This is a genomic window from Rickettsia asembonensis, assembly GCF_000828125.2.
In the GTDB taxonomy this organism is placed as follows: Bacteria; Pseudomonadota; Alphaproteobacteria; order Rickettsiales; family Rickettsiaceae; genus Rickettsia; species Rickettsia asembonensis.
Genome location: NZ_JWSW01000049.1, coordinates 1 through 5,301, shown reverse-complemented (window position 1 = coordinate 5,301; position 5,301 = coordinate 1). Strand labels below are relative to the sequence as shown.

Here is a 5,301-nt window from a genome sequence, read left to right as displayed (position 1 = left end):
TCAACACTCCCTTTAACTAAATCAGTCATAATTTAATCCTTTAAATAATATCTCAACTATTAAGCAATAATTATTATATAATAATTATTGTAAGTTGAGTATTTAGGTGTTATAATATCTATGTGGGTTCGTCCTTTCCCACCAATGAGCTGAAGAGGTCGTTTACTGCGTAGCGGGTTATGTTGTGATTGCGTAGTTAACGCTGTAGATTTATTCCTTAATTTCTGCTATTTTGTATCTCGATTATATACCAGCTACCGGCTTTTAAATCAAATATGCTTTTTCCTTTATTGAGCATAGGGCTTGCTTTATGGGTATAAACTCTATTTCTTTGATTCTAAAACCCTCCTGAAGTCCAAGAACTGTATTGATAAATTTCTTTAATCTCTCTAAATCTCGAAAGATTTTTTTAAACAAACTATCATTCGTTTTTTGGTGTATAATTGCTAATCATATATAAACCATATTAAACTTAAGGCTACAGGAGATAAATCTTGTATCTATATAGTTTTTTCTACTTTTTACTACAAATATATGTTTATTAAGTTTTTACAAATTTTATGTTGTAATCAAAAGCTAAAATAGCCAAGGTTTTTGATAAACAGAATTTAACTGATTAAATTAAGAGGAACAAATGAAAGAAAAGACAATATTTGGAAGAATTGATATAAATCAACACTATAAAATAAAAATTTTTGGTTTTATCCCTGATTTCTTTAGCAGCAAATCTAAAAAGAGTGCAGAGTCGTTTTGTATAGCTAACGATAAATTTTTTGGATTAACATACGCACCTAATGTAGAAACTCAAGAATTTTCGTACTCAAGAGATTTCTTTGTGAAACTAGATTTAGAACTAACAAATCTTAGTCAGGCTGTCAATATAAGAAATGCCCTTTTGTGGGATGCACAAAATCAATGGTATGCAGCAAAAGATGGCGAGGAGGTTAGTATTCATTATGCTACTTTACAAGAAATAAAAGAATTAAGAGAGTTAGTAGAAAATGACAAAGTTAAATTATCATCTCATGATAAAACAGAAACACTTGAGCTTATAGCTCAATATGAGCAAACCTATCCAGATTTAATTAAATTAATGGGTGAAGAAGATGATATTATATAATCTTAAATAGTTAAAGTTTTTAATAAAATTTAAAAAGGTAAGGTATGAAAAGACATTTTGCATGTAAATCTAATTTCCTTGTTAAATAAAGGAAATAAGGCGATAATTTGTACTCTCTAACCTAAATTTGAAAGGCGGAAACCTTGATTACTCTTTGACTTTCCCGGAAGGTAAACTACAAGAATTGGCTAACTGTTCAGACGCTGGCGGGGAGTGTGGGACGTTATGCGAACCTTTAACCAGTTCAGATTAGCCTTAGTTTAGGTTCTGTGGACATCTCTAAAAAGATTTAATTCCTGCTATTTTTTACTGCAAATTATAAGATTTTTTTGAAATATGAATAACTATTCCTTTAAAAATCTTATTAATTTTCGCTAAAAAATACCTCAGAATAGGAAATCAATTAGAAATGTCCACAGAACCTAGGCTACGCTTAAGTTTTGTTATGTCTACTTTGAAAACTATTAATTTTAAAATATGGTTTATTACCCATACAAATATATGGACATTTATTATAGAACTAAGTATTATTAAATTAATCGATTAAAGGCTAAAAATGCATTCTTCTTTTGAATGGGACGAAGAAAAAATAACATTAATATTGAGAAGCATAACGTAAGCTTTTATGAAGCTCAAAAAGCTTTTCTAGATATAAAAAGGATAATTCTTGAGGATATAGACCATAGTATTACAGAAAAAAGATATGTTTGTTTAGGTTAAGTTGACGGTAATATTTTAACAGTCCGTTTTATGTTTCAAGGTAATCATATAAGAATTTTTGGAGCAGGATACTGGCGTAAAGGTAAGAGAATAAAATACACTGATGGGGAAATATGGGAAGTAAAAATAGTAAAAGATTTCTTACCACATCCTAGAGAACTGTTGTTAAAAGATGATTCTGTAAAAGTAACCATTTCTTTAAGTAAAGAGAACGTAGAATTCTTTAAATCAGAAGCAGCAACTGCACATGTTCCTTATCAAAAAATGATTAGGATGTTACTAGATAAATATACTAAGCATTATAAAGAAAATAAGAAAGCATAGAGCTGGCGGAGAGAGAGGGATTCGAACCCTCGATACGGTATGACCCGTATAACGGTTTAGCAAACCGCCGCCTTCGGCCACTCGGCCATCTCTCCGGTTATGGCTTAACTTTATATCATCTAAATTATAAAATTTCTAGAATTATTTTAGAATTTTTATTATTGATTTAAATATTATTCATAATCATGGCTAGGTAGTTTTGAAGAAACTTCACCTATAGGAAGCATATCATTATAACACCAAAAAATAGGTAATCCTTTCCAATGTTCTAAATAATCAATAAAATATTTTACAACTTCAGGCTTTGTCGTATTTTTACAAATATTAAAAAGCCGAGTTATATGACAAGAATCAGTATCGCCTTTATATTTATCCATTACATAGGTTATGGTTTTAGTTTGCTTTTCTAAATCAAGAGAGAGAGTCTGAAAGCAATGATTTTATAAAATCCTCATTATCGCTACAAATGCTACATAGTATTTCTGAATGTTCTTCGCTAAGGTTATTAAATAATTTCTGATATTTAACTAAAAATCTATTCCAAGTTATTACTTCGATATTTATAAAGTTCTTATAGTTTTTTGGTTGGCATTCAGGATTATATTTTTGTAGCGGTACTATAAAGTTGAGATTATCTAAATTTTAATGAAAATTTGGTAGTTCTTCAAAATGTGCAGCAATAAAAATGATCGTATACTGAGTAATAGCAGAATCTACAAAATAAAATTGATGATATTTGATATATCTGCTACTAACTCGCTGTCTAGTTTTCTAATATCATTTACTATATCATCTATATATTTCAACTCTTCATTTGTGTGTTCTTCATAATTAATATTAACATCTTCAAAGGTAATAACTTTCCCTTTGGCTATTGTATCTATTATTGTATAGTTTTTAATTATAGGTTCTTCATAATTAGTGATAATATAAATTTCCGGATTATATATATCTTTGAAATTATTTCGCAGCATATTTTTTACTGCTTTTACCGTATTTTGATTTAGATAATCAAGCTCTAGCATATGAATATTGGTAAGTAGTAAACTTGCATTATCTTTTTTATCAAAAGGAACAACATACCATGGATACTCCCCTTCTTTAATATATCCTTTAATAAGCGCAATTTTTCTATAACATTCTTCTTTTAAAAATGTATCATTAGTATCTGTTAAAGCTAAATTTTTAAAATCTTCTATTACCTTATCTAAATAGCTTCGCCAATCACTAGTTAATAATTCTAGCAATTGCTTAAAAAAACTAAAACTAATTTTCATATAATAATAATATTAAGTTAATTTAAAAACTTTATATACTCTGCTGCTTTCAAGAATTGCTTTTTTCTTTTATCAAGGATTCGCATCCTCACCTATTTAAGTATAGACTGCGGGTGCTCACCTCTCAAAATAAAATGAGGGTTCTTGAAATCATTTGAGTATAAATCAGAAGTTATGAGAGAGTGTCTAAAAAATTCTGTAGTTCTTCTAAATTACTTATATTACTTAATTTATATGGATAATTAATTTTTCGGAGCATATTTGTTAATACGCTTCCGGCACCTATTTCTACTATATGAGTTATATCTAAGGTATTAAATAGTTCTAAAGTTTCACGCCATCTAACTCGTCCGCATATCTGAAGAATTAAATTTTGTTTGATTTCTGTAGGATCTAGAGTAGGTTTTGCGGTATAATTTTGGATTACCGGTATCAAAGGCTTATTAATTACAGCTTTATCAAGAGCTACTCGCATTTTTTCTTCTGCCGGCTTCATTAAGCTACAATGAAATGGAGCGCTGACTTTCAGTTTTATCGCTTTATAGCCTAAATCTTTAATTATGCTAATAGCATGATCTATAGCTGTGGTCTTGCCGCTAATAACTATTTGTCCTTCGATGTTATCATTGGCAATTTGGCATAAATTTATTTTGTTGATATCTTCTAATATTTCTTCAAGTTTTTGAAGTGGAATATTAATACAAGCTGCCATGCTTCCCTCACCTTCGGGACATGCTTCTTGCATAGATGTACTACGTATATGAAGTAGTTTTGCTGCTGTCTCAAGACTAATACTTTTAGTGCTACATAAAGCACTATATTCACCTAGCGAATGACCGGCAGCATAATCGCAAAGACTATCCAAACTTTTACCGGTTTCAGCTTTAATAATATTTATTATTGCCATAGATACTGCCATTAATGCCGGCTGTGCGTTGGTAGTTAGGGTTAGCTCCTCGGAAGTGCCGTTAAAAATTATGTCGGTAAGTTTTCGATTTAGTGCTTCATCAACGATTTGAAAAGTTTCTTTGGCGGGTTTAAAATTATCATAAAAATCTTTTCCCATGCCGATCAATTGCGCCCCTTGACCGGGGAAGATAAAAGCTGTTTTCATATTTGGTATTATCGATTGAGTTTATTAATAGATTTTATTAAAATTTTCTAAAATAGTCAAATTATTTTAAGTATTTTAAAACTGTTTTTCAATTGCTACGCTATATGTAATTTTTACAAAAATATTAATTTTTCTTAGCTCTATAACTTGATTACTTCCAACTAGTACTATAAATTAAACTAAGAAAATATAAACAAGGAAATTAGTTATGAAGTTAAAAGAAGATTTTAAAAAGTTAGAAAGTACAGCCTTTGATCCATGGCTTGCTGCATTTAAAAAATTATTTAGTGAAGAGGAATTAGAAGAGGAAATACTTAATATAAAGCAAAAGGAATCTCAAAAGCTAGAGGTTAATAAAAAAAATTTAGTTATTTTATCTAATAATGTTATTGAAATTGAATAAAAAGATACGAAAGAGCATGAAATTTCAAGGGTTAACCAATATAAAGAAAATATAGGTTTGGTATTTACTCTAATTACCAATATTCAATTAGAAAAATTTGCAGAATTTATCTCTAATTTACCGAAAAAACATAGTGAATTTAAGTATTATTCAATTTTATCTAGATAAAAAATTTCTTCATAATCATTTAAATAAAAATCTTAAAAGTCCTAGAACTGAGAATTATGCTAATTCTTTTTTAGAAAATATAAAATCTTATTTTAAAATGATATAAGAGTAATTTCGCAGAAAGAGCTAGAAAGTGATCAGGAGCTCAGTAGTTTATGAAAGTGTTGAGAGATAA

The 5,301-nt window shown here is 29.0% G+C and carries 8 protein-coding genes and 1 tRNA gene; 5 read left to right on the top strand and 4 right to left on the bottom strand.

The features are described from left to right. The first annotated feature begins 634 nt into the window (after positions 1–634). From SB78_RS05240 to SB78_RS05235, 4 genes are all read left to right on the top strand, one after another. The gene (locus tag SB78_RS05240; protein ID WP_041079105.1) at positions 635–1,120 is read left to right on the top strand and encodes a hypothetical protein; all 486 of its coding nucleotides are present in this window, start codon (positions 635–637) and stop codon (positions 1,118–1,120) included. 409 nt (positions 1,121–1,529) lie between these two features. After that, the gene (locus SB78_RS09730) at positions 1,530–1,667 is read left to right on the top strand and encodes a hypothetical protein (protein ID WP_158510109.1); all 138 of its coding nucleotides are present in this window, start codon (positions 1,530–1,532) and stop codon (positions 1,665–1,667) included. A gap of 26 nt (positions 1,668–1,693) precedes the next feature. Continuing rightward, positions 1,694–1,840 (top strand): BrnT family toxin, encoded by a 147-nt coding sequence (locus SB78_RS08265; protein WP_146625039.1) that lies wholly within the window; start codon positions 1,694–1,696, stop codon positions 1,838–1,840. A gap of 30 nt (positions 1,841–1,870) precedes the next feature. Further along, positions 1,871–2,164 carry a hypothetical protein gene (locus SB78_RS05235; protein WP_052458499.1) on the top strand — a complete coding sequence of 98 codons (294 nt, stop codon included), beginning with the start codon at positions 1,871–1,873 and terminating at the stop codon, positions 2,162–2,164. Positions 2,165–2,167: 3 nt separating this feature from the next. Here SB78_RS05235 and SB78_RS05230 read toward each other — a convergent pair. The 4 genes from SB78_RS05230 to fabD all read right to left on the bottom strand — a co-directional run bounded on the left by SB78_RS05230 (position 2,168) and on the right by fabD (position 4,555). Further along, positions 2,168–2,259: transfer RNA gene (locus SB78_RS05230), tRNA-Ser, on the bottom strand. A gap of 78 nt (positions 2,260–2,337) precedes the next feature. Further along, positions 2,338–2,541 (bottom strand): hypothetical protein, encoded by a 204-nt coding sequence (locus SB78_RS05225; protein WP_041079104.1) that lies wholly within the window; start codon positions 2,539–2,541, stop codon positions 2,338–2,340. A gap of 336 nt (positions 2,542–2,877) precedes the next feature. Then, on the bottom strand, positions 2,878–3,441 hold the full coding sequence (locus tag SB78_RS11050) for a hypothetical protein (protein ID WP_241773771.1): 564 nt from the start codon (positions 3,439–3,441) through the stop codon (positions 2,878–2,880). Between the two features lie 172 nt (positions 3,442–3,613). Next, on the bottom strand, positions 3,614–4,555 hold the full coding sequence (gene fabD, locus SB78_RS05210; protein ID WP_041079103.1) for an ACP S-malonyltransferase: 942 nt from the start codon (positions 4,553–4,555) through the stop codon (positions 3,614–3,616). Between the two features lie 208 nt (positions 4,556–4,763). On the opposite strand from fabD, the gene SB78_RS11045 reads away from it, so the two are divergent. Continuing rightward, a complete protein-coding gene (locus tag SB78_RS11045; RefSeq protein WP_241773770.1) occupies positions 4,764–4,958 on the top strand; it encodes a hypothetical protein in 195 nt (64 codons plus the stop codon). Positions 4,959–5,301 lie beyond the last annotated feature (343 nt).